Source organism: Clostridium sp. YIM B02551 (assembly GCF_022324735.1).
Taxonomy (GTDB): domain Bacteria; phylum Bacillota; class Clostridia; order Clostridiales; family Clostridiaceae; genus Clostridium_T; species Clostridium_T paridis.
Window position 1 is genome coordinate 1 of record NZ_JAKGTF010000017.1, and the last position, 26,567, is coordinate 26,567.

The following is a 26,567-nucleotide window of genomic DNA, read 5'->3' on the forward strand; positions in this document are numbered from 1 at the left end:
CGCGATAGCTCAATGGTGGAGCACTCGGCTGTTAACCGATAGGTTGGAGGTTCGAGCCCTCTTCGCGGAGCCATAATTTAAATAAGTAGTAACTAAATTCAGCGAAAGCTGGATTTTTTTATTTTCAAAAATTTATTATAAAAAAAGGTGAGCAATAGATAAAATAGATTTTTCACAAACTTCCCTTATATATGTGATATTTAAATTAATTAATTTGTAATACAAATTAATATATTTGTTACACAGTGTTTGTACGATAATAATAATATATATATAGGGGGAGTATTATGAAGAAGAGAGGCTGGAGAGTAACTTTATTTTTTAAATTATTAGTTAGTACAGTTATAGTAAGTAGTTTATCTGCGATTATATTTTATAAAGTATTAAATAGTAGGAGTGAAACAATAAAAACATCAGCAATAGGTAACAAACAACAAAAGGTAATATCAGCAATTGATGCAGAAAAAGATAATCAAGTACCCAATATAACTGAAGAAGATAAACAACGTGTAGAAGATATATCAAAAGAAAAAGAAGGAAGTAATGTAATAGGCGTACATAATATGTTAATAAATCATACAAATTTACATAAAGATAGAAAAGTAGCGTATCTTACATTTGATGATGGTCCTTCTACAACAGTTACACCTAAGATACTAGATATATTAAAGCAAAACAATATAAAAGCCACATTTTTTGTATTAGGAGAACTTATTGATAAATCAGAAGGATCAAAGAAAATACTAAAGAGGATAGCAGAGGAAGGTAATTCTATAGGTAATCATACATATACACATAAATTTAATGTTTTATATCCACATGGAGTAGTAGATACAGATGCTTTCATGCAGGAAATAGATAGAACAAATAACTCTATAAATTCTATTTTAGGGGAAAAATATATTCCCAAAGCAATAAGATATCCAGGTGGACATATGTCATGGAAAGGAGAAGATGAAGTGGACAAGCAGCTTCTTTCTAAAGGCCTTTATTATATTGATTGGAACTGCATTATTGGTGATGCAGAAAGCAAGAAAAAGACAAAGGATGGACTTTTTAAGAGATTCAAAGATACTCAAAATTTAGTTAAAAAAGATAATGATCTGGTTATATTAATGCATGATTCTTATGGTAAAGAGGAAACAGCTAACGTCCTACCAGAAATAATAGATGATTTGAGAAGAGAAGGATACCAATTTGATACAATAAAATAAGATTAACTTTATGAAAACATGGTATAATTTATAGAGAAGTAGATACTTCTCTATTTTACTATTACTTTTTTTGAGGTGAAATAATGTATAAGATACTGATTGTTGAAGACGAGGATAGCATAAGAGGTTTTTTAAATATAAACTTTAAGAGAAATGATTTTGAAGTTATCGAAGCTGCAAATGGAGAAGAAGGAATACAAAAGGCGTTACTCGAAAAACCTGATGTAACACTTCTAGATTTGATGCTTCCAGGTATAGATGGGTATAAAGTTTGTGAAGTGTTAAGAAAAGAACATCCTAAAATGGGAATAATAATGCTTACTGCCAAGGGACAGGACATAGATAAAATTATGGGACTAGAATATGGTGCCGATGACTATGTTGTGAAACCATTTAATCCAATTGAGTTAACATTGAGAGTAAAATCGCTATTGAGGAGATTGGATATTGAAGATAAAGATACAGATAAGATTGAAAGTGGTGAATTCCTTATAGATGTCTATTCACAAAAAGTATATAAGAATAATGTGGAAATCGATTTAACTCCAAAGGAGTATATGATGCTTAAGATTTTTATGGAGAATCCAGGAAAGGCATTTACAAGAGATGAATTATTGAATTTAGTATGGGATTATAACTTTTTTGGTGATTCAAAAATAGTTGATGTTAACATAAGAAGACTTAGATCAAAGATTGAAGACAATCCTTCAGTTCCAGATCATATAGAGACAGTCTGGGGAACGGGGTATAGATGGAAGGAATAAAAATGTACATGAATAAAAGTGTTAGAACCAAAATGGTTAAATACTTCATTTTGGTTATATTTTTTATAGTTTTGATTTTAAATATTCTAATGATAAATTATATAAAAAGATATTATTATGATAGCACTGAACAGGTACTAAAGAGTGAAATAAAAACATCAGCTGATTTTTATAATAAATATTTCTCTTATACATCTCTTGAAGAAAATATATATAACAATATTGATGTTTTTTGGAGTGAAAGTAATGCTGAAGTACAAATATTAGATACGAATGGTAAACTTCTTATGGATTCTATGGGAGTAAAAGATAAGAATGTTATAGATACTTCAGATGTTAAAAAGGCTGCTAAAGGGGATTATGAAAGATGGATAGGAAAAGTAAGTTATTATGATGATGAAGTGATGGCCATATCTTATCCACTTAAATCTTCAGGAGAGATTAAAGGTGTACTTAGGTACGTCATATCTCTTAAGGAAGTAAATAACTCAATAAAAGGAATTGCAATATTTTTTATAACTATTTCATTAATCGTACTAGCAATAGGAGCAATTATTAGTTTGATTTTAGCAAAAGGAATAATTAATCCAATAAAAGAGTTAACTACTGTTGCTGAAACTATGGCATCAGGAGATTTAAATATAAGGAGTCTTAATAATTCTCAAGATGAGATTGGAAAACTATCTTCAACACTTAATTATATGGCTGAAGAATTATCAAAAAGAGAAAAACTAAAAAATGATTTTATATCTTCAGTGTCACATGAGCTTAGAACTCCGTTAACTGCAATAAAAGGATGGGTGATTACCATAAATGGTGATTATTCTGATGAAGAAGTTTTAAAAATGGGATTGGGAATTATAGAAAAAGAAACAGAACGTCTATCCAATATGGTTGAAGAGTTACTAGATTTCTCAAGGCTCATTTCTGGAAAAATAGCTCTTAAAAAAGAAATGATATCGATAAAAGATATAGTAGATTATATTGGAATATATATGACACCTAGAGCCAATAGAGATAACATAGAGTTCATAATTAATATACAAGAAAGTCTTCCAGAAATATGGGCAGATGGAGATAGAATGAAGCAAGTTTTTATTAATATAATAGACAATGCTTTTAATTTTACTGAGCCTGGCGGAAGAGTAGAATTATCAATAAGCAAGGAAAAAAATAGTAGTCAAATTCTAATCAAACTTAAAGATAATGGGTGCGGAATTGAAGAGGATATATTACCTAAGATTAAGGAAAAATTCGTTAAAGGAAAAAATTCAAGATCTCAAAATGGAATTGGATTATCTATTTGTGATGAAATTATTTCACAACATGGAGGAAGCTTAGAGATATATAGCGAGTTATCAGTTGGAACAGAGGTAGTAATAATGCTTCCTACTGCCTTTAGAGATTAAAAGGAGGAAGAATGAAAAAAGAAATTAAATTAATGATAGTACTTTTAAGTATTCTCACATTTGTATTGATATTTTCGAAATTCAAAGTATCAGGAAATGATTTTAAAAGACTTATACCTCCTACATCTCAAAGTATTCACTTAGATGGTAAGTGGCAGAAGATATCTGCTTATAATATGAAAGACAATACAAATAAAAGTGTAGAAAAAGAGTATTATTATTTTGGAGCAGAAAAAGCCTTCGTAGAAAATAGTTCCTATGAGGGAATAGAATATAAGCTTAGAGTTGTAAATTTGAAACAGTATTTAACTTTTGAATATAAAATAGATAAGGAAATAGTATCTGACGAAGATAGAGATGTTGATGTAATAAGTATACTCAAAAATAATGGGCTAGTTTCTGAAATAATTAAAGTAGATGACGATAATATTCTAGCAATAAATGAAGATTATATATATAAGTTAAAAAAGGTATCTGAAAGCATAGATGATTATCCAGTAAAGAATAGTGATTTAAATACAACTAATAGCGTTAGTCTGAAAGATAGTAATAATAAACCAATAGGTGTATATTTAGGACTGAAAAAGGCAAGACAAGTAAATGAAGATGGAACTATAGGAGCTGAAAAATATAGGACACTTTGGATATCCTATTCGACTGGACAGGTTTTACCGGTATATCAAAGAGAAAACATATTATATCCTAGGCTTAAAGGATTTTGGGAGTTAGTACCTAATAGTTATGTTAAAAATGGAGTAAGGTTTGAATTCTTTGACACATACCCAATTAATAGTAAAAGTGATACAAAAGTAAAATCATCTGAAGCATTGCTTGATAAAGCACAGCTTGAAGGAGAAAATGCTAGGTATGGTATTGAATCAGGGAGTAAACTTGTAAATTTACTTTTTATAGGGAATAACTATATTTCAACTGAAGAATTTAATGATAGGTATTCAGATGAAAGTGGTAGATTTAAAATAATTCCTGTGGATAATATATATGCTGATAGAGGAGTATCAATTGAGTTGTTAAATGGTATTGATGGATATGAAGCTTTTAAAAATGCAGCAGATGTAGCATTAAATAATAATGAAGAGGAAGAACAAATTAAGTTAGATACCACAGATATATCATTAGTGAGAAAAAGTGGCAGATGGATTCTAGAAGGAAGGGTTTTAAGAAAAGGGGATAAACCTATTGACTTTGATATAAGAACTGTAAATACAAAGAAGCTTGTAAATTTTGATGATCTATCAGTGAAGTGGAGTATAATAAAAGCAGAAAATCCATTAGTTAAAGATATTTATACATCACCAAATGGTAAGCTAGCACTTTTAGTATTAGACGATAAAATATTAGTTTATGAAGTAGAAGATGGAAGCTTAAAAGGACAACCGATTAAGATAATAAATAAAGATAAGGATGAATCAGTGATAATGGCTGAATGGGCTGATGGTGATTTTGTGAAGGCATGGAAAAATGTATTTATTAAAAATGCAACGCTAATTGATAATTAATTCGTTCTAAAAATAGAGACCAGATAAAATCTCAATTATGAGTTTTATCTGGTCTTATTTTATTTATCTGTGTAATTCTTAAAATAATCACTCTTAATCATTTTATCTGAAATATCAAAAACTTGTTTATATAAATCTTGGTCTTCTTTGCCTAATGTTCCTCTTAGGGTTCCATTAGTTAAATAAGCAAAGGATTTATTTGTTTTTAATAAGTTTCTACCTAAAGCACTATTAATATATTTACTTTCATCAACACCCATTAAATATGATATAGTCGGCATCATATCAACTTGTCCACCATAAGTTTCGATTTTTACAGGATTATTGTAGTTCTTTTGATAAACGATATATGGAACTGATGAAATATTATTATCTAACCACCAATTTTCTGGGTTTTTCATTTCATTAACTTTATCGTTATAATATTTGTGGACTCCAGTGTGGTCACCCTCAATTACAACAACTGTATTATCTAGCAATCCATTTTTATCCAATTCATTTAAGAACATTCCTATTTGTTTATCTGTATAATGTACTGTTTGGAATGAGTTTCCTAATAAAGAATCTTTTAATTCACCAGTTAAATTTAATTCTTTATATTTATCAGGTAATTCAAAAGGACCATGGTTTGTTAATGTTACTGTAAAAGTATAAAAAGGTTGTTTCATTTTCTTTATCATAGGAACTACTTGTTTAAAATAGGTTTCATCACTTAATCCAAGGCCTATAACTTCATCAGGATTAAAAGAATAGTAGTCTATAAAGTTATTGAAACCAATTCCCTTTAGCCCGTCAGCATAGTTCCAGAAACTTCCCTTATCAGGATGTATCGCAGTAGATTCATATCCCTTTTCCCCTAAAAGTTTAGGAAGTGATATATAATCTCTATTTGGATATCTAAAGAAAGTACTACCTTTTCTTAAAGGAAGCATGCCAGTATTAACCATTAAATCTGAATCAGAACTTGTACCTTCATTTACTTGCTCAAAAACATGAGGAAAGTAGATTGAGTTATTCAAAAGTTTATTTAAATTTGGAGTTATTTCTTGACCATCGGCTTTTTGCCCAATTACAAAGTTCTCTAAAGACTCAACTTGAATTATTAAAAGATTTTTACCGTTAAATAATCCTTTGTAGCTATTATCAGGTAAGTTTTCATTTTTTTTCGCATAAAAGTCTTTAATTTCTTTTTGTTCATCTGCAGTTAATTTATATGGCTTTAAATCTTTATATGTATTATAAACATCAAATAAGTGATATCCGATAGAAGAAAAGTATCTAGCAGTATTAGTTGCATCATAGTTAGAAAATAAATATGAATTTTTAACATCTTTATTTCCTAAAACATTTATATTAAAAGGAACGTAACCAATGTATATAATTGAAATTAAAAAAGCAGCTGCAAAGCCTTTGAAATTACTTTTTACTTTTTTGAAACTCTTTCTAAAAACAATTATATATGGAATTAATACTAAAAAGTCTATAACAAATATAAAATCAAGTTTTGTAGTAAGCGATAAAATTGAGCCAGACATATTATCTAAGTTGGCAGTTTGTGTTGCAACAATTACAGAAGGAACTGTCTGGAAACCACGAAAATACCACAAATCTAATACAAATAGAAATGTAAGTAGAGCATTTATTATTAATGGAAATATCCATTTTCCTTTTCCTTTAAATAAAAGTGTAAAACTTAAGAATACTACTGCAAAGGCAATATAGTAATTCATAAATGGAGAAACAGAACCATAGCCTGTCCCAAAACTAAAATTATAAGGTGTTTTACTTCCAACAAATCCTTGAAAATAAATTCCCTTTAATGTTATTGAAATTACTAGTAGTAAATAGAAAACTATTCTAAGAATTGTGTTCCTTGTTAATTGTACTTTCAATTTTTCTATTATAGAAACTTTTAAATTAGTTAAATTCATTTTTCCCCTCCTGAATGTAGCGTTTACCTAAAAATTATATCCTAACTGTATATATAAATCAAATAACAAAATAATATCTAAATGTAAATTGTTAGATATGTAAGAACGTAGATAATAATAGAGTTGTTGTAGCAATGATAATAAGCATGTACAATGATGATATATAGGAAATTAATAAAGGTATCTTGGAGGTAAAATGAAACATTTATTTATAATTAATCCTGAAGCTGGTAAAGGAAGAGCATTGGAATATAAAGATAAGATAGAAAAGATATTTTCTAAAATAAATGAAGAATATGAAATTATTATTACAGAAAGAGTTGGACATGCTACAGAGGTAGTAAGAGAATTTACATCTAGAAATAGATATAGGGTTTATGCAATAGGTGGAGACGGAACATTAAATGAGGTGGTTAATGGGCTAGTAGGAACGGACAGTATACTAGGCGTAATACCAGCAGGATCAGGAAATGATTTCATAAGGAGTATATGGAACGAACAGGATGATGAACTGTTAATAAAAACTATAAGAGGTGATTTTAAAAAAATTGATTTAGCAAAAGTAAATAATAAATATTTCATAAATATATCATCAATAGGATTTGATGCTGAAGTAGTATATAATGCGAGGAAATATAAAAAGTATAAGTTTATAAGTGGACCATTTGCATATTTTATAAGTATTTTTATAACTGCATTAAGATTTAAAGGTGTTGAAATTGAGTTTGAACTGGATGGACAGCCCATAAATGATAAGATATTTTTAATGGCAGTAGCTAATGGTAAATATTATGGAGGAGGAATAAAAATCGCTCCTTTTGCTAATATAACAGATGGGGCATTAGAGTTATATTTAATTAAAGCAATATCAATATTTAAATTAATTAAAGAAATTCCTAAAGTTTTAAAAGGAGTACATAGTTATGGAATTAAGGAAGTAAAGTATTCAAAAATTCAAAACATTAAGGCGAAATCTAAAAATGAATTTACTATAAACATTGATGGGGAAATAGTAAGAGGGAAAGAGGTTGAATTTCTAATACTTCCTTCAAAATTAGATATGATTATTCCTAATAATTAATATTTTATTATGTGTAAAGTTAATGGAATATAATTACGATATAAAAACTATGAATAAAAAAAGAATTTTGTTTACAATAATTATAGTTACACAAGGTTTATTGATTAAATTTCTTCCTGAATATTGGTTAATAATTATTTTATTAAGTTGCATAATTTTCACTATATTAACTAGTAGTAAGTTTCAAGTTGAAGGTAGAGAAATAACATTAGATACTCATTTTTTATTTAACGCTATTAATACTATCATCTATTATTGTAGGGCAGACGCAAACATTGCACGACGATTACTGCTAGATCTAAGTGGATACCTTAGATACTTTCTTGAAAATAGAAATATCACTGTAAAGTTAAAAGATGAATTAGATGTATTAGATGCATATCTTTCAATACAGAAGGCTAGATTTCAAGAAAAATTTGATTATTCTATTGAGGAAAGTGACAGTGAATTTATTATATTTAAGAATTCTGTAATAGATTTGTGTTACTTTTTGCTAAGGGAAGGAATAATAAAAAGTAAGGGGTCAGGAAGAATTGACATTATCGATATCATTGAAAAAGACCATTTACTATTAGAAATCAATTACTTTGGAAAATTTCCTCAAAATATCGATGAATTCAGTATGAATTTCCATAGAAAATATGGATATGAAATTAAAACAACCAGAAATGATAATGGTGTAATATTAAGAATAGTAATGGCGAAAAATAACCTTAAGGAGTAGGAGAATGTTAAAAATAGCTTTGGTTGATGATGAGAATATTGCATTAGAAGAATTGGAGTATTTACTTTTAAAAGAAAACGACGTAAAAATCATTGGCAAATATACAGACCCTCATCAGGCGATTAAAGAAATCAAGGAATTAGAACCAGATGTGGTTTTCTTAGATGTTTCTATGCCAGAAATAAATGGATTCATGGTTGCTGAAGAGATTAAGAAAGTACGCCGAAATATTGAGATAGTTTTTATCACTGCTCATGGAGACTATGCTATTAAAGCATTTGAGATTGATGCAAGGGACTATGTGTTAAAACCATTTCATCCAAGAAGAATAGAAAATACTATGAATAGGCTTAGGGCTAAAATTTATGATAACTATTCTGTTGTAAAGCCTAAATTAGTAAAAAAAATACCTATTAAGTATAATGATAAGTTGAGTTTATTAGATATTGAAAGTATAATTTATTGCTCAGCAAGTGAAGGTAATGTGGAAGTAATAACTTCAAATGGTTCGTTTATATCAGAAGAGCCTCTAAATTCAATGGAATCAAGATTAGTTGATTTTAATTTTATTAAATGTCACAGAAAGTATTTAGTAAATTTAGATTTAATAGAAAATATTATTCCCTGGGCAAGTGGAACATACATATTAAAAATGAAAGGGACAGAGGAAAAGGTTCCAGTAAGTAGAAATTATCAAAGAACCATTAAAGAAATCTTTAAGATATAGGATTTTTTTATAGAAAACTTAATTTATCCTTACATAAATAAGTTATTAGTTGAGTTTAAAACCTTATGATAAATAATATTATATATGTAAATAAAACTTGGTATATCCAAGTTTTATTTATATTATAAAATAATTTAATTACATTTATGCTTTTCGCTTGAAAAAGTGGCTTTAGCACTTTCTGTACGAGGATCATGGTCAATATGCTTTTTATTATTTGATTTAGTATTATCTTTTTTTGCCATCGCTGCACCTCCTTATTACATAAAAATGTTCCTACTTAGTTTATACAGTTTTAAAGAAACTATTAGGATTTATAGGGTTTTTTATAGGAAGCTTAATTTATTCTTACATAAATAAGTTATTAGTTGAGCTTAAAACCCTTTAGTAGAAACAAATTTATTTTAAAAAATAAATTCCCTATGATAAAATATATATGTAATTAGGTATTTAATAAAACTATTCTCACCTGGAAAGGAATTGAGTCTTATGATGAGAGTTTATGATTTGGTAATTATTGGTGGGGGACCTGCCGGAATGTCTTCAGCGTTAAAAGCGAAGGAAAATGGAATAGATAATGTTCTTATTATAGAAAGAGAAGAATATTTAGGTGGAGCACTTATGCCTTGCATTCATTATGGATTTGGTGAGAAGATCTTAAATAAAAAAGTAACAGGTACAGAATTAATGCAGTATCTTGTTGATAAAGTTGAGAAAAGCAGAATTGAGTGTAGTCTATCTTCCTTAGTTTTAGATGTTACAAAGGACAAGATAATAACATATGTAAATTCTAATGATGGAGTAGTATCAATTAAAAGTAAAAATATCATATTTGCAACTGGGGCAAGAGAAAAGTATACAGGAAATATAGAAATAGCTACAAAAAGTTATTCTGGTATTTATACGTTGGGGACAGCACATAAGTTTGTTAATTTACAGGGATATTTGCCAGGAAAGTCTATAATAATTTTTGGTACTAATGATAGAGCGCTTATTATCGCTAGAAGACTTATTACAGAAGGGGCGAGTGTTAAAGCATTAATTGAAAGCAGTAATGAAATTAGGGCAAGGGTTAAGGAAAATAGGGAGATTATAGATTTGTATAATATTCCAATTTGTTTTAATTCAAAAATAAAGGATGTTTTTGGAAAGGAAAGAATAACAGGACTGGTAATTGAAAATGTAATCTCTAAGGAACAAACAGAGTTGTTTTGTGATAGCTTACTACTTACGGTAGCATGGAAATCTGAAACAGATCTATTAAAGAAAGCAAAAGTAGAGTTAATTGATAATAATGAAACAGTTTACGTAAATGATAAATATATGACATCACAAAAAGGTGTATTTGCTGTAGGATCAGTATTAAATCCAAGATATTGGGCTGATGATGCTATTATTCAAGGAGAAAAAGCTGGGGAAGAGGTTTCTAAGCTTATTCGTTTAACTAGTAAGGCTTAGAATTGTATAGTTTTTTTATAGGAAACTTAATTTATTTTTACATTAATAAGCTATTAGTTACACTTAAAATTCTATATAATTCTAATAATTGAAGCAGAAATCTATGATTTCTGCTTCAATTTGTTTATTATATACTCTGCTATTATCATGTGTCCTTTTTCATTTAAATGAATGCCGTCAATATAGATATCTTCACCACTAAAGTAAGCTTTTTCAGTAATTGAGTATAAATCGATTATTTTTATCTTATCAAATATATTTAATAATTCGTTCTTTAGATTAATTATTGATTTGTTTATCTGATTATAATCAGGATAGGAACTCCAAAGGTTGATTGATTTATTCTTATCTATAAAAGGTGGAATCAAGATGGTGGTTTTAATGTTGTTATCTTCGCATTCCTTATGCAATAAAACAATATTTTCTAATATAGTTTTATAAGGCCTATCCATTAAAAAATCATTTGTACCAGCAAGAATGAAACAAAACCGTGGTTCAATATTTATTACATCCTTCCAAACTCTCGAAAGCATTCCTACAGTTGTATCCCCATTTACACCTTTATTTAAATAAGATAAATTACAATTTGCACATAATCTATTTACCCAGGAGTCCTCCTTATGTACACCATATCCAAAAGTAAGACTATCACCTAAAAAAACTATATCCATTTTTCACCTCAAAACAACTTGTTAAAACAGTTTTTACAAACTAAGGTTTTACCTTTATTTGCTTTTATATAATCATTTGACTTAATAGGTTTATTACAAAACTCACAAATTAATAAATTATTATTTTCTGAAGTTTTGGAAGTGGTATTCTTAATAAGCTTTTTCCCATTTGAGGCTGGAGAGTAAATTAACTTTTCACTTTTGATATCTTTAGGTCTTATAGTGTATTCTATTTCATATTCACTTTCACCAAATAACTCTAGCTCAAAACGAGGATTTTCTTTGTCATAATATTCTTCTATATAAATTATTTTAATTTGAGCATCATTAACAATAAGGCCACTTTTTTCAATGCCATCAAAAATACTTTTTGTTATATTGTTAGTATCAGGATGGCGTTTAGAACTTTTATAATAAACTTTAAGTATTGCTATTAAACCCTCTTCTAGAACAATGTTTGGATTCTGTACTCTCGCTTCATAAGAAATTTCTTCTTCGTAAAGTGCGTATCTATCATGATATTTGCCAGAGTTATAGGGGAGAATTGCCCTTCCATTTGTATTAAATAATTTAAAATTAGATTTAGATATTGGAGACCCCTTCACAATAACCTTAGCATAAGATTTATTCATATATATTCTCCTTGTTATAAAATTGTAAGACTCTTTAAATTGATAATATATTCTCTATAAAGTATAATACAATATGAATGAATTTGATATATGAGGTAGTATTATGGAGAAAAAAATTATTTTATCCATTGAGAGCTCTTGTGATGAAACATCAGCTGCCATTGTAATAAATGGAAGAGAAGTTTTATCAAATATTATAGCATCTCAAATAGATATACATGAAAAATTTGGTGGAGTTGTTCCAGAAGTAGCTTCTAGAAAACATATTGAAGCAGTAAACTGGGTGGTTGAAGAAGCATTAAAGGAAGCAAATGTAACATTAGAAGATATAGATGCAGTTGCGGTGACATATGGGCCGGGACTAGTGGGGGCACTTTTAGTAGGCTTGCAATATGCTAAGGGATTAGCATATTCTTTAAAGTTACCCCTAATAGGAGTTAACCATATTGAAGGACATATTTGTGCTAATTTTATTGATCATAAAGACTTAGTGCCTCCATTTGTATCATTAGTTGTTTCAGGTGGAAATACATTCATAGTTCATGTTAAGGATTATGGAGAATATGAGATACTAGGTGAAACTAGAGATGATGCAGCTGGTGAAGCTTTTGATAAGGTAGCTAGGGCAATAGGATTAGGTTATCCAGGTGGTCCTAAGATTGATAAAATATCAAAAGAAGGCAATGCAGATGCAATTAAATTTCCAAAAGCTAAATTCCATGAAGATACTTTAGACTTTTCTTTTTCAGGATTAAAATCTGCAGTATTAAATTATATTAATAAGAAAAACATGCAGGGTGAAGAAATAAATAGAGCAGATGTAGCAGCATCATTCCAAAAATCAGTAGTGGAAGTGCTTACAGAAAATGTTTTAGCAACATGTGAAAAAAGAAAAATTAATAAAATTGCTATTGCTGGAGGGGTTGCATCTAACAGCTATTTGAGAAATAATTTAATTAAAGAAGGAAATAAAATAGGGGTTGAGATTCTATTTCCTTCTCTAGTGTTATGCACTGATAATGCAGCTATGATTGGAAGTGCAGCTTATTTTCAATTGATTAAAGGTTATTCAAGTGGGTTGGATTTAAATGCAAAGCCAAATTTAAAACTGGGGGAGAAGTAAAAAGAAATGAATATGCTTCGTCATTCTAATGGTATAAATAGACTTAAGTATAAGAAAAGCACAAATATTCCAAGAGTCATTAAGATTACAGTTTATGTAATTATTCTTATATTATTATCTTTGGCTGTATTTCAATTTGTTTTAGGAAAAGTATACAATGAGAAGTTTAAGTCAAGGTTTAAATATACAAGAATAGATGAGAAAAAAGTATTTTATAATGATTTAGGATCAGGCGAACTTACAATAGTATTTGACTCGGATTTGGGATTAGATTTAAATGAATGGAATTCCATAGAAAAAAGTTTCAAAGAAAAATATAATATTAAAACTTTTCAGTATAATAGATTAGGTTATGGATATAATGATGGAGGAAATAGAGTCGATTTAAAAAAGCAGGCAGATGATTTGAGATTGACACTAAAGAAGGCAAATATAACAGGTCCATATATATTAGTGGGTTCTGGATATGGGTCATTAGTCATGACTAACTTTGCTAATACATATCCTGATATAGTAAAAGGGGTTGTGCTTATCAATCCCATAAATGAAAAATATATAAAGGACAAGGAGTATATCAAAAATTTTGCAGGTAGTAAATTTAAATATAAAGCAGAATATATAAGCGCTTATTTTGGAGTATCATATTTTAGGGAAAAATTAGGATTACTAAAAGAACCTGAAGATGTGTTTTCTGCAGATGATGAAGAATTGGCAAGTGAATATATGTCTAATAGAATAAGAAGTAAGTATTCCCAAGCTATTTACAATGAAATTATAAATCTAGAGAATGGAGAGAGTTCTTCTCAAATAGAAGGAATGTTGGGGGAAAACCCTCTAGCAATAGTATCTAGAGAAGAAAATATGGATAAAGATAAGAATTTATTAACTTTGTCAAAATCAAGATATATTACTCAGATATCAACTAATAGCAAAGGGCAATATATACCGATATCTGATAAAGAAAAAACTTTAGAAGCAATAAACTATGTATTAGAAAAAGCAAAGGTGAATGCAAAGAAATAAATTGTAATCACTATATTAAGCAAGATATAGTATTAATTATTTTATAGTATTAGTAATAAAAATTAAAAGTATTCATCATTACAAAAGAAAACAGGGATAACACTCTGTTTTTTCTTTGATTTTTGAAAATAGAGAAAAAAGTTTATTTTGTCATTTACATGACACATTGATATTTTATATTAGGACTATGGATATAATAAAAAATGAATTTTTCTTTGGGAGGTTTGATTTTAATGAGTGATTTTAGAGATGATAATATTAATGAAAATAATTCATATGAAGTAAATAGAGAAAATAATTCTGAAATAGTAAATAATGACGAAATTAAAAATGAAGAAAATATAGAAAGTGATGTAAGTTCAGTTTCAAACTCAGAAGTTAATAATAATGAAGTAGAGGCTATTGATAACTCAGGAGTGAAGAACAGTGCAGAGGAAGAAATATACACCCCAGACTTTGTTATGGTTTCTAACGGCAAAGAAAAGAAGATGAAGAGAAAGAAGCAGAAAAATAAGAACTTTAATTCGTTAGGAAAGTATATTTTAGTAGGAGGAATATCTGTTGCGGTAGCACTTGGTGTTTCGATACCATCAACATATTTTTTAGTTAAAAATCAAATAGAAAGTGGAAACTTAAAAACATCATCTAGTGATCCATATAATTTTTATACACCACCTTCATTTACGAGTAATTCAGATGCATTATCAGTAACAGATGCTGTAAAGAAGGTAGCTCCAGCAGTTGTTAGTGTATCTACAAAGAGTATCGTAAATAATGGATTTTTCAGCCAACAACAAGAAGGCGTTGGTTCAGGATTCATAATTAATAAAGATGGAGATATATTAACTAATTTCCATGTAGTTCAAGGAGCAACTGAAGTAAAAGTAACCTTCAACAATGGTAAAGAATATAAAGCTAAAGTTGTAAATTATGATGAAAGCAGAGATTTAGCATTAATAAGATTACAAGATAAAGTTGACATGCCTGGAGTAGCAACACTTGGAGATTCAAGCAAACTTCAAGCTGGGGAAGACGTAATTGCTATAGGAAACCCATTAGGAAAAGAATTTGTAGGAACCGTAACTAAGGGAATTGTAAGTGCTACAAATAGAACTCTTCAGAATCAAGATGGAAGTACATCTGTATATATTCAAACTGATGCAGCTATAAATCCAGGAAATAGTGGTGGCCCGTTAATAAACTCTAGGGGAGAGGTAGTTGGTATTAATTCTGCAAAAATTAGTGAAAATGGAGTAGAAGGTATAGGATTCTCAATACCAATTAATGATGCAAAAGATAAACTTGGTGCATTAAGTACTCCATCAAATAAGAATAATTCGAATAACAATAATAATGGAAGTGTCGCATCTTCAGGTTTAATGTTGGGAGTAGTAATTCAAGACCTAGATAAGAATACAGCCAAGCAACAAGGACTACCAGAAGGTATTTTAGTTAAAGCAATACAAAATGGATCACCTGCAGAAACTGCTGGAATAGAGATTGGAGATGTAATTACAGGTTTTAATGGAAAAACAGTTAAAACAAGTGCACAACTTAATGCTGAGAAAGCTAAATTAAAAGAGGGAGATAAAGCTAACGTAGTGGTAGTAAGAAATGGAAAAGAGTTAACTCTTCAAATTGTAATGAAAGCTCAAAGCAATGAATAATCTAAAAGTTGGGATATTCTAAAAAACAGGGGATAGCTTATTTTTGAAAAATGGCTATCCTCTAATTTTTTTACAGATTATTTTATTATACTAATAAGTATAGTATAATAACGTTATGTTATCATTTACTTATAGAGTTTTAGTAGAAATATAATTTATGTTGCTAGTTGAAAATAGTTTCTAGTTTATATAAGTTCTCAGATTATATTAAAATTCTTAAACTGAGGAGGGAAAAAATGAGCAAACTAGATGATGTATATCATGCAATTGTAGAATTGCAAAAAAGTTTTGCTGAAGGAGTTACTGCCAATGATGTAAGTAATTTTTTGGAGTTGGACAGGGCTAATGTAAGTAGATATTTGAATCAGCTTTATAAAGAAAAAAAGGTAAAGAAGATAGATGGAAGGCCAGTTGTTTATTCTGCAATTGAAGAAAATAGGGAAGTGGAAACAAAAGATGATTCAGTAAAAAGTAATGATACATTAAAAATAGTAAATAATAGCTTAGACTCAATGGTTGGTGCAGATTTAAGCTTGCAAGTTCCAATACAGCAGGCTAAAGCAGCTATTTTATACCCACCAAGAGGGCTTCATACTCTTATTTTAGGAGAAACAGGAGTAGGAAAGTCAATGTTTGCAGAATTGATGTATACATTTGCAAAGGAATCAGGAGCATTAGATAGCAATGCACCATTTGTAAGATTCAATTGTGCTGATTATGCAGATAATCCACAATTAGTTATTGCACAAATATTTGGTGTTAAGAAAGGTGCTTATACAGGAGCAGAATCAGATAGAGAAGGACTTCTTAAGAAGGCGGATGGCGGAATGATTTTCTTAGATGAAATTCATAGACTATCTCCTCAGGCACAAGAAATGCTATTTACTTATATTGATAAAGGATACTTTAGACCCTTAGGAGATACGGAAAATTTAATACATGTAGACGCGCAGATTATTGCGGCTACTACTGAAGATCCGGCATCCTACTTATTAAAGACATTTACCAGAAGAATTCCTATGACTATAACCTTGCCTTCATTAAAGGAAAGAAGTCTGAAAGAGAGATATTATTTACTTCAAGACTTTATTAAAGGCGAATCAAATAGATTAGGAAAGAGTATTTATTTTAATAAAAATGCCTTAATCTCATTTTTCTTATATGATTGTCCTAATAACATTGGTCAACTAAGAAGTGATATTCAGTTGTCCTGTGCAAAAGCATTTCTAAATTACAAAGCAAATGGAAGAAACTACATAATTGTAGAACAAAATGATATACCACAAAGAGTTCAAAGAGGGTTAATGAAATTACAAGAGCATCGTGATGAAATTGATGACATTCTTTTAAATGTTGGGGATGTATTAAGATTTTCATTTAAGGATCAAGATGATAACTTCCCTGTTATTGAACTAGATGATTCAGACATTTCTAAAAGAGAATTTTTTTATGATATTATTGAGAATAAATTAGAAGTTTTAAGACAAAAAGGTATAGAGGAAAAACAAATAAATGAGATATTAAATATCGATATAGAGAGATATTTTAATAAATATATAATGGATTTGCCAGAAAAGTTTAGAAAAGATGAAATAAGCAAAATAGTAGATATAAAGATTGTTGACTTAGTAGAAAAGATAATTAATTTAGCATCAGCAAAACTCGCTAGAGATTTTGATGAGAAGGTATATTTCGGGTTAGCATTGCATCTGCAAGGAAGCATAGAGAGAGTTAAGCAAGGTAAAAAAATATATCATCCCAAATTAAATCTTATTAGAGCACAATATGGCAATGAATTTTTAGTTGCTATGGAAGTGGCAAAATTTATAGATGATGCATTTGATATTCAAATTCCTTTAGATGAAATAGGATACTTAACAATGTTCTTAGCAGCAAAACCATATGAGGTGGATATAAAAAAAGAAGGCAAAGTAGGAGTTTTAGTAATTATGCATGGACATTCTACAGCCTCTTCAATGGTTGAAGTAGCTAATTCATTAATTGGTGAGGAGTATGTAGAAGCTTTAGATATGCCATTAAGCATGAAGGCAGAAGACATGCTTAAGCTTGCAAAAAGCAAGATAAAAAACATGCATAAAGGAAAAGGAATTCTCCTCTTGGTAGACATGGGATCATTAACTAATTTTGGCGAAATAATAAAAGTAGAAACTGGGATTAGTATAAAGACTATTGACATGGTAACAACTCTACTTGTAATTGAAGCAGGAAGAAAAGCACTAAATGGAAGGGATTTAGATTCCGTTTATGATTCATGTGTAGAAGTGAGTAGATTTGGAGTTAAGGGAGCTATAGAAAATTCTCCTAAGAGAAAAATGCCGTTAATAATAACCACATGCTTTACAGGAGAAGGTTCTGCTGAAAGGATTAAAGAAATCTTAAAGAAAAAATTGAAATATGGATCAAGCTTAAAGATAATACCTTTAAATATTTTGGATAAAAAAGAATTTTATGATAATGTTGCAGAGCTTAAAGAGAAATATGAGCCATTAGCAATAGTAGGAACTGTAAATCTCACATTAGATAATATTCCATTCATTTCTGCTCCTGATATTTTAACTAGTGAAGGAATTCAAAAACTAGATGAATTAATTCAAGCAGAAGAGGATTTTATTAAGGTTTCTGACTCAATTGATGAACAGATTCCTGAAATAGAAGGAAAAAAATTAGTTGAAGATATTAGATTTTCACTTAGTGAGATGGAGGAATTACTTAATAAAGAAATACCACATAACGTAAAGATAGGTATGATAATGCACATATGTTTCCTTATCGATACAATAAAAAATGGTGGAAAAGAAAGAGAATTCCCTAATTTAAATAAATACAGAAGTTCATTTAGTAAAGAATTTATATTAGTTAAACAAGCATTAAAGAATATTGAGAGAGAATATGACTTAAATATTGTTGACTCAGAAATTGCTTTTATAGTTAGAATGATTGTAGAAAATACTAAGACTGTGTATTAGAATGAGTCTGTGTATTTAATGTCTTTTTCAGTGTGTAAACCATCTTACACACTGAAAAAGCTTCTAAACTGGCAGAATATCTATATTCTTTATGAAATTGAATTTGAAGATATTTGGCATGGAACTTGCTTTATAATTTGTGTAATGGTAATTAATTTATAGAATCTTAGATCACAGTTTATAAGGAGGAGTAAGACATGAAAAGAATTTTGTTAATATGTTCAGCAGGTATGTCAACAAGTCTACTAGTTTCAAAAATGCAAGCTGCTGCAAAAGAGCAAGGTATTGAAGTATGGATAAATGCAGTGGCAGAATCAGAACTTAGAAATTATGAAGACCAAATAGATATATTATTATTAGGACCTCAAGTTAGATTTTTATTAAATAAACTTAAGGCTAAGATGGAGCCAAAGGGAGTTCCAGTGGATGTTATAAATACTATTGATTATGGAACTATGAATGGTGCTAAAGTTCTTAAATTTGCATTGGATAAACTAAGTTAAATAAATTTAATAAAGGCGTCTTTCAGACGTCTTTATCTCGTTAGAAATATTTACAGTAGACATTAGGGAAGGATGGAAGTAAAATGGAAGAAATAATATTAAACTTAATTATGCATAGTGGAGAAGCAAGAAGTTACTCAATGGAAGCTATTCAAGCAGCTAAAGAAGGAAATTTTGAAGAAGCAAATGAATTAATAGTAAAAGCAAATGAAGAGTTGGGACATGCTCATAATGCTCAAACAAGCTTAATTCAAGGAGAAGCAGCAGGACAAAAAGCTGAATTTTCGCTACTATTAATTCACGCTCAAGATCATCTAATGACAACAATGACACTAAAAGATTTAGCTAATGAGATAATAGAAGTTTACACTAGACTATAAAAGTAAGAAACTTATATTGTTTTTATATGAGAGTAATACTTTTATAATCTAGGGTTAATGATTATATTTAGAAGAAAAGAGGTATTACTATGGAATATGTAATTGGGATTGATGGCGGAGGAACTAAAACAGAAGCAGTTGCCTATGATCTTAATGGTGAAGCTATTACAAGTGCAGTAACTGGCTTCGGTAACTTACTTAATGGGGAAGAAGAGGCGTTAAATAATATAATTAATGCAATAAAGCAAGTAGTTGAGACTTATGGCATAGAAGGGTTAAAAGGACTATACTTAGGCTTAGCTGGAGCAGAGGTAGATGATAATGCTAAAATCGTATATGAGAGAATCAAAAAAGAGTTAAGCATCGGATCTACCGTGATGAATGATGGTGAGCTAGCGCTTAAAGCTTTACTTAAAGGCGAAGATGGGGTTCTTACCATTGCGGGCACTGGTTCAGTAGCTTTTGGCATAAAGAACGGAAAAGAAGCTAGATGTGGAGGCTGGGGTAACCTTCTAGGAGATGAAGGCAGTGCTTACAAAATAGCTATAGAAGCGTTTAAAAATATGATTTACGAAAACGATTATGGAATAGAAATGAGCGAACTTTCAAAAGAAATATTAGAAAGTTTAGAGATGAAAAAGGTTGATGAAATAATAGGTTTTGTATATTCAAATACAAAAGATGAAGTAGCTTCAATTACTCCTATAGTTTCTAAAAGGGCTGATTTAGGAGATAAGATTGCAATTGATATTTTAAAATCAGAAGGGGTAGCAATAGCTAAAACTACTGAGAGGGTATATAAAAAATTAGGATTTCAAAGTGCAAGTATAGGAATAGTTGGTGGAGTGCTAAAAAAATCAAAAATACTTAGAGAAACATTCGAAGAGTATTTAAATAAGAATGCAAATATTATAGCCTTTGTAGATGAAGAGGTTTCACCTGCAAAAGGTGCATATTATTTATATATTAAAGAAAAGTAATTTTTGAAAGAAGGGTAAAATGATGAGAAGATTAGGAATTTCAGTATATCCCAATCATGTTCCAATGGAAAAAATAATAGAGTATATCGAATTAGCTGCAAAGTATGGGTTTAGCAGAATATTTACGTGCTTAATTTCTGCTAGTGATAAATCTACTGAAGAAGTAGTAGACGAATTTAAAAAAATGCTAAAAGTTGCAAATAAACATGGAATGGAAGTTATTGCAGATTTAGATCCTACAGTATTTAAGAATTTAAATGCAAGCATACAAGATTTAAAAGTATTTAAGGAAATGGGATTAAGTGGAATAAGACTTGATATGGGCTTTTCGGGTTTTGAAGAAACAGTTATGACATTCAATGAATACGGACTAAAAGTAGAACTTAATATGAGCAATGGAACTAAATATGTTGATAATATTTTAAGTAATAAACCTAACATGACTAATCTTTATGGTTGTCATAACTTTTATCCACATGTGTATACTGGGTTAAGTTACAAACACTTTATTGCATGTTCAAAGCAGTTTAAGGAATTAGGAATTAAAACAGCAGCATTTGTAAATTCGCATAATGCTGACCATGGCCCTTGGCCTGTAAATGAAGGAATATGTACGCTAGAAGAACATAGAAACTTACCAATTGAAGTTCAGGCAAAACATTTATGGGCTACAGGATTAATTGATGATGTTATTATAGCTAATGCTTTTGCATCAGAGGAAGAATTAATAGCACTAAGTAAGCTTAATAGGGACAAACTAGAATTTAGAGTAGAGTTAACTAAAGGAATATCTGAAATAGAGAAGAAGATAATTCTAGAAGAATTCCATTTCAGTAGAGGTGATGTTTCAGATTATGTAGTTAGAAGTACTCAAAGTAGAGTTAAGTATAAGGGTACACCATTTCCACCTCATAATACTCCAGATATAGAACCAGGAGATATCTTGATAGAATCAGATTTATATACAAGATATGCAGGGGAACTGCAAGTTGCAATTAAGGAAATGAAGAATAGTGGAAAAACTAATGTTGTTGCAAAAATAATACCTGAAGAGAGATTTCTTTTAGACTATATTGAACCTTGGGGAAAGTTTGGATTTAAAGAAAAAGAATAGTATACTTATATGAACTCATGTACTTAGTGTATATTGAGTTCATTTTTGTTTACACTACTTAAATACATAAGAGATGCATAACTACATGACTTACACAAAAAAACACTCTGTTACACACTGTGTATAAATAACTGTGTAAAAGTTATCATTAAATAAGTAAAGAAATAAGCCATTTTTCAATGAAAACTTAGTATTTAAACTTGGCACGACTATTGCTATATATAATAGTGTAAAGTTGTTAGATAGAAAATAAAATCTAGCAGATTACAGATTAAAGAAATGTACTAGCTATCTTAAGGAAATGAGAAATTATCAAATAATATAATAATACCTTTGGATGGCTGGGAAAAACAATATATTTAAAGGGAGGAATAATATATGAAAAAATTTATGGCCTGGATGGAAGAACATTTTATTCCAATAGCAGGTAAGATCGGTGCACAAAGACATTTAGTTGCAATACGTGATGGATTTGTTGCTATTATGCCACTTATTATGGCAGGAGCTTTTGCAGTACTAATAAACAATTTACCACTTCAGTTCTTTCAAAATTTTATGCTTAATACTTTTGGTGAGAGTTGGAAAACTTTTGGCGGTGACATCTGGAATGGTACATTTGCAATAATGTCATTACTACTAGTATTCACTACATCATATAGCTTAGCTAAATCCTACGAGTCTGATGGATTAGCAGCTGGAGTTGTATCTTTTGCTTCATTATTAATTATTTATAAGGGTTCTACTTTAGATTGGGCAATACCATATGCATACTTAGGAACTCAAGGATTGTTCGTTTCATTAATATTAGCACTTATTGTTACATCTATATTTGTAAAACTTTTAGGAAATCCAAAATTAGTTATAAAAATGCCTGATGGGGTTCCACCAGCTGTAGCTAAATCTTTCGCAGCATTATTACCATCAATCATTATACTTATAATTGTAACTGCATTTAAACACATTGTTGGAATCTGGAATATAACTGATATACATGCATCTGTATTTTGGACTATTCAAAAGCCATTATCAGGTATAGCAGGATCATTACCAGGGGTACTAGTAATAATATTCTTACAACAATTATTATGGTTCTTTGGATTACATGGATCAAATATACTTGCTCCAGTTATAAATACTTTATTATTACCACTAACAAATGCTAATATAGATGCATTTAATGCTGGTAAGGATATACCAAATATTTTAAACTCACAATTCCTAGATTCTTATGTAAACATGGGAGGATCAGGTACAACAATAAGTTTAATCATAGCTATATATATTGTATCTAAAAATAAAGCTCAAAAAACAATTGCTAATTTAGGAGTTGCACCAGGATTATTTAATATAAATGAACCAGTTATTTTCGGTATGCCAATAGTTTTAAATCCAGTATACTTTATACCATTTATCTTAGTTCCAATGATTTCTGCAATAATAGCTTATACATTAACAGCATTACATGTAGCACCAAAGATAGTGGTACTTGCTCCATGGACAATGCCTCCAGTATTAGGAGCGATAATGTCTACAGCTTCAATTAGAGGTGGATTAGTTGCATTAATTATAATAGCAGTAGGAACATTTATATACCTACCATTTGTAGTTGCTGCAGATAAAGAACTAGCAAGAGAAGCAGAAGAGAGTTTAGCAGATTAAAAATATTAATAAAAAGGGATATCTATTTTAAATATAGATATCCTTTTTTATATTTGATTTTATCTAAAAACGTCATTTAAACTATTTTTTTTATTTGATGAATATATTGAAGGGTTATTTAAAGATTCATTCCTTGATGTAGAATAACCAACAAAAAAGCAAATGTAATAATTAATTGTAAAGCTATCTGCAATATAAAAGTATCCTTTTATTAGTCGCGAATATAGAGCATTGACATAAAAATTAAGTGGAACCTTGATACAACCATTTACAGATACACTCTTATTCAATTGTACAAGTTCATCATGGATATCGTTGTATTCAATTTTAAACTTTTTTATTCCTTCAAAGAAAAGGAGTTTTTCCTTTGCACATTCAATGGTTTCAAAAGATAATATTTTCATCGACATATTTACTTGAGTTAGAGTTTTTAATGGATTGGATTTTTGAGATAGAAATAAGTTATCCTTATCTTGAAACAATGATCCTTGAGATAGTGAAATATTATTTAATTCTTCTGGAGTTAAAAATCCAGAAATCTTTATCTTACTTTCCTCCATATAACACTCCTATGAGTACTTTAAATATATTATATGCAAAGCTCCTTAAATCGGTTAGTTATTTAAAATTCTTTACACTCTTTATTACATATAATTATATAAAAAGTGTCGAAAGATGTAACAATGATTGTTAGTAAGAATATACTGTTATTAAGTAATATATAATATTATATTTAACGAATATAGGAGGAAAAAATAATGAACAAGATATATTCTGAGGATATTCATGTGTGTACAAGTACTAATGGTAGCTTAAAGGCTTCTTGTGATGTAGCCTTTGTTAAGGTACCAGTACTATTAGCTGTAAGGGAAATACAAGTTGACTTGGAAGCTTGTATTGAACTATGCGATGATATATATGAAATTAAAAGAGTTAAAAAGAATGTATTCTTAACAGAATGCAAATTAATGGTAAACTGTGGCAAGAAGGATCCATGCAATAAAGAAAAAGTATATGGAAAATTATTCATTAATGGATATATAGAAAAGAATATTGAATATGCAGTAGCTTGTCATCCAGAAGAATATGGAAAGATAATGGTTGGACCAATCAAACATGCAACAGTTAAGGTTCCATTTAGATGTGCAACAGAAATAGAATATCTTCAAAAACCAGTAGTTGAATATAGAGAAACTGGTAAAGAAATAGACTTCTTTGGAAATAATAAATGTGGCAACATGCTTAATAAAGTAATTGAATGTGGTTGTGGACACGAAGATCTTGGAAAATTAAGATGCGAAGTAGAATTCGAAGATAAAGTAGCTTATATTGAAAGACCTTTCTGCAGATTAGTTGAAGCAAGAATATTTGATAATGACCAAGCTATGGACGGAAAACTTATGGAAGAAAAACCACACTATGAATGGGGTTATGAAGACGAAGAAGAAAAGAGAGTAATTGAAGATTTAGACTTAGTTCCAGAAAGAAAATCTCATAAACCTTGTCCAGAAAAACCATGTAAGAATGGATGTTTAGATGAAAACTTTAGAGCAGTAAAATTTAGAAAGATAATGGAAAATATAGTTGCTTATTTGAAGATAGAAGTTTACCAAGAACAATTAGTAAGAATAGAAAAGTAAAAAAATAGAGATGGCTTAAGAGCCATCTCTTTAACTATACTTAAATAATTTGTTATAATTATTTAATTTCTACAGTTGCAGTATCAGTTTTGCCGTTTGTAGCATTATCTACAGCAGCTTTAACTAATGCTTTGAAGTTATCAGATGAGTGAGTAGCACCTGTAACAGAGTCAACTTTAGCTATATCTTGCTTGTCAACTAAAGCGCTAGCTAATTCTTTAGTATATTTGTCTGGAGATGTTGGAGATTTTGCAGACATAGCAGTAATATATGCTTGGTCTCCACTCTTTAAATGTCCATCAGCTTTGTTTGAGTAATCAAACTTAGCATCAGATATTTTTCCATCTTTGTAAGTAACTTCAACGAAAGGCTTCCATCCTTTATCATCAAAGTCCTTAGCTTCTGCCTTATAAGTTCCATCTTTAGGTCCTTTTTTTCCGCATCCAGCTAGTAGAGTAACAGCTACCATACCAGCAGCTACGATGCTTAGTAAAGTTTTCTTTTTCATTGAGAATTTCCCCCTTAATAATAAATATTATTTTAGTTATTTATTGATAAATAAGTACATAATTAAATGATGCACTTATTACTCACAATTTTATAAATCCCTTTAGATTATATACGTTCATAAACCTTTAAATATATGGTTACCCAAATATAGAGGGTACTTAATTAGTGCCCTCTATATTATGAGAAATATTTAATTATTTCTTTACTTCTTGTTTTCCAGTTACACTACTTGTACCATCCATTTTGAAAGTAGATTTAGCTGAATCAGTTGCAAAGTATATGTTTCCATCAACCTTAGCATCAACTAATTGGAAGTTATCAACATTTACATAAACATCACCTTTAAATGTTCCGTGTTGAATACTAGCCATTGGACTCTTTATAGTTAACTTAGGAGCTGTTAATGTAAATCTAGCAGTTACCTTACGATTTTCATCTTGAGTGTAAAGTGCTATTTTACGTTGTATAGCATCATTACCTTTGTCGTCTTTTTTACCGTTCTTGAATTCACCATCAAGTACTAATTCCTTATCAGTAGTAACGTCCTTTGTGATTGCAATAATCCATTTTCCGTTAGTACCAATAGCTTGTTCAAATGCAGCAGCATCTGATACAACTGAAGCTGATGTAGTAGCATCTGCTTTAGCAGTTTCTGTTTTAGTAGTACTTTCTGCAGGTTTAGTATCTTCCTTCTTGCCGCATCCAGCTAGTAAAGTAACAGCTACCATACCAGCAGCAATTATGCTTAATAAAGATTTCTTTTTCATGAGAAAATCCCCCTTTATCTATGTTTAGTTAAATTCTTGTCAAATAAATACATTCTTTGACAACATCTTTATTATACACTCTTTTG

25 protein-coding genes are annotated in these 26,567 nt (G+C 29.5%); 18 read left to right on the forward strand and 7 right to left on the reverse strand.

Annotation, left to right across the window (positions count from 1 at the left end):
• The first annotated feature begins 287 nt into the window (after window positions 1-287).
• The 4 genes from L1S47_RS17815 to L1S47_RS17830 all read left to right on the forward strand — a co-directional run bounded on the left by L1S47_RS17815 (window position 288) and on the right by L1S47_RS17830 (window position 4,904).
• Window positions 288-1,214 carry a polysaccharide deacetylase family protein gene (locus L1S47_RS17815; RefSeq protein WP_238885572.1) on the forward strand — a complete coding sequence of 309 codons (927 nt, stop codon included), beginning with the start codon at window positions 288-290 and terminating at the stop codon, window positions 1,212-1,214.
• A gap of 83 nt (window positions 1,215-1,297) precedes the next feature.
• Window positions 1,298-1,978 carry a response regulator transcription factor gene (locus L1S47_RS17820; RefSeq protein ID WP_202768085.1) on the forward strand — a complete coding sequence of 227 codons (681 nt, stop codon included), beginning with the start codon at window positions 1,298-1,300 and terminating at the stop codon, window positions 1,976-1,978.
• Complete coding sequence (locus L1S47_RS17825) at window positions 1,966-3,387, forward strand: sensor histidine kinase (protein WP_373689115.1); 1,422 nt, start codon at window positions 1,966-1,968, stop codon at window positions 3,385-3,387. The genes L1S47_RS17820 and L1S47_RS17825 overlap by 13 nt, the downstream gene beginning before the upstream one ends.
• An 11-nt stretch (window positions 3,388-3,398) precedes the next feature.
• On the forward strand, window positions 3,399-4,904 hold the full coding sequence (locus L1S47_RS17830; protein ID WP_238885573.1) for a hypothetical protein: 1,506 nt from the start codon (window positions 3,399-3,401) through the stop codon (window positions 4,902-4,904).
• 59 nt (window positions 4,905-4,963) lie between these two features.
• Here L1S47_RS17830 and L1S47_RS17835 read toward each other — a convergent pair whose 3' ends face one another.
• Window positions 4,964-6,835: an LTA synthase family protein gene (locus L1S47_RS17835; protein WP_238885587.1), complete on the reverse strand. Its 1,872-nt coding sequence runs from the start codon at window positions 6,833-6,835 to the stop codon at window positions 4,964-4,966.
• Window positions 6,836-7,031: 196 nt separating this feature from the next.
• Here L1S47_RS17835 and L1S47_RS17840 point away from each other — a divergent pair, with 196 nt between their 5' ends.
• The 3 genes from L1S47_RS17840 to L1S47_RS17850 are packed head-to-tail and all read left to right on the forward strand — an operon-like array spanning window position 7,032 to window position 9,367.
• The gene (locus L1S47_RS17840) at window positions 7,032-7,916 is read left to right on the forward strand and encodes a diacylglycerol kinase family protein (RefSeq protein ID WP_238885590.1); all 885 of its coding nucleotides are present in this window, start codon (window positions 7,032-7,034) and stop codon (window positions 7,914-7,916) included.
• A 49-nt stretch (window positions 7,917-7,965) separates the two neighbouring features.
• Window positions 7,966-8,640 carry a histidine kinase gene (locus tag L1S47_RS17845; protein WP_238885593.1) on the forward strand — a complete coding sequence of 225 codons (675 nt, stop codon included), beginning with the start codon at window positions 7,966-7,968 and terminating at the stop codon, window positions 8,638-8,640.
• Window positions 8,641-8,644: 4 nt separating this feature from the next.
• Complete coding sequence (locus tag L1S47_RS17850; RefSeq protein ID WP_238885595.1) at window positions 8,645-9,367, forward strand: LytTR family DNA-binding domain-containing protein; 723 nt, start codon at window positions 8,645-8,647, stop codon at window positions 9,365-9,367.
• A 134-nt stretch (window positions 9,368-9,501) separates the two neighbouring features.
• Here the strand turns inward: L1S47_RS17850 and L1S47_RS20665 are convergent, their stop codons facing one another.
• Window positions 9,502-9,612: a CPC_1213 family protein gene (locus L1S47_RS20665; RefSeq protein WP_274225798.1), complete on the reverse strand. Its 111-nt coding sequence runs from the start codon at window positions 9,610-9,612 to the stop codon at window positions 9,502-9,504.
• 244 nt (window positions 9,613-9,856) lie between these two features.
• Here L1S47_RS20665 and L1S47_RS17855 point away from each other — a divergent pair, with 244 nt between their 5' ends.
• Window positions 9,857-10,825 (forward strand): NAD(P)/FAD-dependent oxidoreductase, encoded by a 969-nt coding sequence (locus L1S47_RS17855; protein ID WP_238885597.1) that lies wholly within the window; start codon window positions 9,857-9,859, stop codon window positions 10,823-10,825.
• Between the two features lie 101 nt (window positions 10,826-10,926).
• Here the strand turns inward: L1S47_RS17855 and L1S47_RS17860 are convergent, their stop codons facing one another.
• Both L1S47_RS17860 and L1S47_RS17865 read right to left on the reverse strand, forming a co-directional pair.
• Window positions 10,927-11,496 (reverse strand): GDSL-type esterase/lipase family protein, encoded by a 570-nt coding sequence (locus tag L1S47_RS17860; RefSeq protein WP_238885600.1) that lies wholly within the window; start codon window positions 11,494-11,496, stop codon window positions 10,927-10,929.
• An 8-nt stretch (window positions 11,497-11,504) separates the two neighbouring features.
• Window positions 11,505-12,128: a RusA family crossover junction endodeoxyribonuclease gene (locus tag L1S47_RS17865; RefSeq protein ID WP_238885604.1), complete on the reverse strand. Its 624-nt coding sequence runs from the start codon at window positions 12,126-12,128 to the stop codon at window positions 11,505-11,507.
• Between the two features lie 103 nt (window positions 12,129-12,231).
• Here L1S47_RS17865 and tsaD point away from each other — a divergent pair, with 103 nt between their 5' ends.
• The 9 genes from tsaD to L1S47_RS17910 all read left to right on the forward strand — a co-directional run bounded on the left by tsaD (window position 12,232) and on the right by L1S47_RS17910 (window position 23,564).
• A complete protein-coding gene (gene tsaD / locus L1S47_RS17870) occupies window positions 12,232-13,251 on the forward strand; it encodes a tRNA (adenosine(37)-N6)-threonylcarbamoyltransferase complex transferase subunit TsaD (protein ID WP_238885613.1) in 1,020 nt (339 codons plus the stop codon).
• 6 nt (window positions 13,252-13,257) lie between these two features.
• Window positions 13,258-14,274 carry an alpha/beta fold hydrolase gene (locus tag L1S47_RS17875; RefSeq protein WP_238885616.1) on the forward strand — a complete coding sequence of 339 codons (1,017 nt, stop codon included), beginning with the start codon at window positions 13,258-13,260 and terminating at the stop codon, window positions 14,272-14,274.
• A gap of 233 nt (window positions 14,275-14,507) precedes the next feature.
• The gene (locus tag L1S47_RS17880) at window positions 14,508-15,941 is read left to right on the forward strand and encodes a S1C family serine protease (protein ID WP_238885618.1); all 1,434 of its coding nucleotides are present in this window, start codon (window positions 14,508-14,510) and stop codon (window positions 15,939-15,941) included.
• Window positions 15,942-16,177: 236 nt separating this feature from the next.
• On the forward strand, window positions 16,178-18,928 hold the full coding sequence (locus tag L1S47_RS17885) for a sigma-54-dependent transcriptional regulator (protein WP_238885621.1): 2,751 nt from the start codon (window positions 16,178-16,180) through the stop codon (window positions 18,926-18,928).
• 197 nt (window positions 18,929-19,125) lie between these two features.
• Window positions 19,126-19,431 (forward strand): PTS sugar transporter subunit IIB, encoded by a 306-nt coding sequence (locus tag L1S47_RS17890; protein ID WP_202768072.1) that lies wholly within the window; start codon window positions 19,126-19,128, stop codon window positions 19,429-19,431.
• An 83-nt stretch (window positions 19,432-19,514) separates the two neighbouring features.
• Window positions 19,515-19,811, forward strand: coding sequence for a PTS lactose/cellobiose transporter subunit IIA (locus tag L1S47_RS17895; protein WP_202768071.1), 297 nt, complete (start codon window positions 19,515-19,517; stop codon window positions 19,809-19,811).
• 89 nt (window positions 19,812-19,900) lie between these two features.
• Window positions 19,901-20,791 carry an N-acetylglucosamine kinase gene (locus L1S47_RS17900; protein WP_238885624.1) on the forward strand — a complete coding sequence of 297 codons (891 nt, stop codon included), beginning with the start codon at window positions 19,901-19,903 and terminating at the stop codon, window positions 20,789-20,791.
• Window positions 20,792-20,813: 22 nt separating this feature from the next.
• The gene (locus L1S47_RS17905; RefSeq protein ID WP_238885833.1) at window positions 20,814-21,905 is read left to right on the forward strand and encodes a DUF871 domain-containing protein; all 1,092 of its coding nucleotides are present in this window, start codon (window positions 20,814-20,816) and stop codon (window positions 21,903-21,905) included.
• A 378-nt stretch (window positions 21,906-22,283) separates the two neighbouring features.
• Window positions 22,284-23,564: a PTS sugar transporter subunit IIC gene (locus tag L1S47_RS17910; RefSeq protein WP_238885627.1), complete on the forward strand. Its 1,281-nt coding sequence runs from the start codon at window positions 22,284-22,286 to the stop codon at window positions 23,562-23,564.
• A 59-nt stretch (window positions 23,565-23,623) separates the two neighbouring features.
• Here L1S47_RS17910 and L1S47_RS17915 read toward each other — a convergent pair whose 3' ends face one another.
• Entirely contained in the window at window positions 23,624-24,124 is a 501-nt protein-coding gene (locus L1S47_RS17915; protein ID WP_238885630.1) for a hypothetical protein, read from the reverse strand.
• 198 nt (window positions 24,125-24,322) lie between these two features.
• On the opposite strand from L1S47_RS17915, the gene L1S47_RS17920 reads away from it, so the two are divergent.
• Window positions 24,323-25,204 (forward strand): CsxC family protein, encoded by an 882-nt coding sequence (locus L1S47_RS17920; protein WP_238885633.1) that lies wholly within the window; start codon window positions 24,323-24,325, stop codon window positions 25,202-25,204.
• 58 nt (window positions 25,205-25,262) lie between these two features.
• On the opposite strand, the gene L1S47_RS17925 is transcribed toward L1S47_RS17920, so the two are convergent.
• Window positions 25,263-25,712, reverse strand: coding sequence for an FMN-binding protein (locus L1S47_RS17925; protein ID WP_202768065.1), 450 nt, complete (start codon window positions 25,710-25,712; stop codon window positions 25,263-25,265).
• A 196-nt stretch (window positions 25,713-25,908) separates the two neighbouring features.
• Window positions 25,909-26,481, reverse strand: coding sequence for a hypothetical protein (locus L1S47_RS17930; RefSeq protein ID WP_202768064.1), 573 nt, complete (start codon window positions 26,479-26,481; stop codon window positions 25,909-25,911).
• Window positions 26,482-26,567: the final 86 nt, after the last annotated feature.

Coding starts and splice junctions, on each gene's coding strand:
- L1S47_RS17845 (WP_238885593.1), top strand. CDS start 7,966: ATGAATAAAAAAAGAATTTTGTTTACAATAATTATAGTTACACAAGGT.
- L1S47_RS17915 (WP_238885630.1), bottom strand. CDS start 24,124: ATGGAGGAAAGTAAGATAAAGATTTCTGGATTTTTAACTCCAGAAGAA.
- L1S47_RS17840 (WP_238885590.1), top strand. CDS start 7,032: ATGAAACATTTATTTATAATTAATCCTGAAGCTGGTAAAGGAAGAGCA.
- L1S47_RS17855 (WP_238885597.1), top strand. CDS start 9,857: ATGATGAGAGTTTATGATTTGGTAATTATTGGTGGGGGACCTGCCGGA.
- L1S47_RS17930 (WP_202768064.1), bottom strand. CDS start 26,481: ATGAAAAAGAAATCTTTATTAAGCATAATTGCTGCTGGTATGGTAGCT.
- L1S47_RS17850 (WP_238885595.1), top strand. CDS start 8,645: ATGTTAAAAATAGCTTTGGTTGATGATGAGAATATTGCATTAGAAGAA.
- L1S47_RS20665 (WP_274225798.1), bottom strand. CDS start 9,612: ATGGCAAAAAAAGATAATACTAAATCAAATAATAAAAAGCATATTGAC.
- L1S47_RS17900 (WP_238885624.1), top strand. CDS start 19,901: ATGGAATATGTAATTGGGATTGATGGCGGAGGAACTAAAACAGAAGCA.
- L1S47_RS17905 (WP_238885833.1), top strand. CDS start 20,814: ATGAGAAGATTAGGAATTTCAGTATATCCCAATCATGTTCCAATGGAA.
- L1S47_RS17880 (WP_238885618.1), top strand. CDS start 14,508: ATGAGTGATTTTAGAGATGATAATATTAATGAAAATAATTCATATGAA.
- L1S47_RS17895 (WP_202768071.1), top strand. CDS start 19,515: ATGGAAGAAATAATATTAAACTTAATTATGCATAGTGGAGAAGCAAGA.
- tsaD (WP_238885613.1), top strand. CDS start 12,232: ATGGAGAAAAAAATTATTTTATCCATTGAGAGCTCTTGTGATGAAACA.
- L1S47_RS17820 (WP_202768085.1), top strand. CDS start 1,298: ATGTATAAGATACTGATTGTTGAAGACGAGGATAGCATAAGAGGTTTT.
- L1S47_RS17890 (WP_202768072.1), top strand. CDS start 19,126: ATGAAAAGAATTTTGTTAATATGTTCAGCAGGTATGTCAACAAGTCTA.
- L1S47_RS17865 (WP_238885604.1), bottom strand. CDS start 12,128: ATGAATAAATCTTATGCTAAGGTTATTGTGAAGGGGTCTCCAATATCT.
- L1S47_RS17920 (WP_238885633.1), top strand. CDS start 24,323: ATGAACAAGATATATTCTGAGGATATTCATGTGTGTACAAGTACTAAT.
- L1S47_RS17885 (WP_238885621.1), top strand. CDS start 16,178: ATGAGCAAACTAGATGATGTATATCATGCAATTGTAGAATTGCAAAAA.
- L1S47_RS17910 (WP_238885627.1), top strand. CDS start 22,284: ATGAAAAAATTTATGGCCTGGATGGAAGAACATTTTATTCCAATAGCA.
- L1S47_RS17875 (WP_238885616.1), top strand. CDS start 13,258: ATGAATATGCTTCGTCATTCTAATGGTATAAATAGACTTAAGTATAAG.
- L1S47_RS17830 (WP_238885573.1), top strand. CDS start 3,399: ATGAAAAAAGAAATTAAATTAATGATAGTACTTTTAAGTATTCTCACA.
- L1S47_RS17925 (WP_202768065.1), bottom strand. CDS start 25,712: ATGAAAAAGAAAACTTTACTAAGCATCGTAGCTGCTGGTATGGTAGCT.
- L1S47_RS17825 (WP_373689115.1), top strand. CDS start 1,966: ATGGAAGGAATAAAAATGTACATGAATAAAAGTGTTAGAACCAAAATG.
- L1S47_RS17860 (WP_238885600.1), bottom strand. CDS start 11,496: ATGGATATAGTTTTTTTAGGTGATAGTCTTACTTTTGGATATGGTGTA.
- L1S47_RS17835 (WP_238885587.1), bottom strand. CDS start 6,835: ATGAATTTAACTAATTTAAAAGTTTCTATAATAGAAAAATTGAAAGTA.
- L1S47_RS17815 (WP_238885572.1), top strand. CDS start 288: ATGAAGAAGAGAGGCTGGAGAGTAACTTTATTTTTTAAATTATTAGTT.